General features: G+C 37.9%; 1 protein-coding gene. It reads left to right on the top strand.

Translation table 11 applies throughout. The annotated features are described in order from the left end of the window. The first annotated feature begins 214 nt into the window (after nucleotides 1-214). Nucleotides 215-592, top strand: a complete 378-nt coding sequence (locus tag AC3G7N_RS21600; RefSeq protein ID WP_089061139.1) for a winged helix-turn-helix transcriptional regulator — start codon at nucleotides 215-217, stop codon at nucleotides 590-592. The last annotated feature ends 26 nt before the right edge of the window (nucleotides 593-618 follow it).

Consider the following 618-nt stretch of genomic DNA (forward strand, 5'->3'; position numbering starts at 1 on the left):
GTTTTTGTTATAGCTCACATACCAATGGTCTTTTATATCTCTTTGGAACCTCGAAGCTTGTTTGGCCATCATATTTCCCAGCTTTCCATAAATACTTTCTATTCAAAAGTTGAATCTTTACAGATGTAATTATAATATGTACAATGATTTTTGTTAAGTAGGTACAATTATGTGCTATAGTATAAAAAAAGGTACCGTGAAGGAGTCGTATGTCATGAATCTTGATAAGAAGAAACAAAAAAAGCCTGATCAATGTAAAGTGGTAGTTGCACTGGACAGCATCGTGGGGAAATGGAAGCCACTTATAATTCAGCATTTACTAATTGATGGCACTCTTCGATTTAATGAACTAAGGCGACGAATTCCAGATATTACCCAAAGAATGCTTACCCTTCATTTAAGGGAGTTAGAGGAACAAGACCTTGTCGAACGTGTCGTATATCCACAGGTTCCGCCGAAAGTGGAATACTCTATGACTGAATACGGAAAAACCCTGGAACCGGTTATGGATGTTATGCACGAATGGGGAGCTGCCCATGTGGAACATATGAAAGAGATAGATGAACAAAACAAAAAGCTGTCCCAGAATTGAATTGTTAATTTCTGGGGCAGCCTGTT

This window comes from Virgibacillus carmonensis (assembly GCF_057836705.1).

Coding starts and splice junctions, on each gene's coding strand:
- AC3G7N_RS21600 (WP_089061139.1), top strand. CDS start 215: ATGAATCTTGATAAGAAGAAACAAAAAAAGCCTGATCAATGTAAAGTG.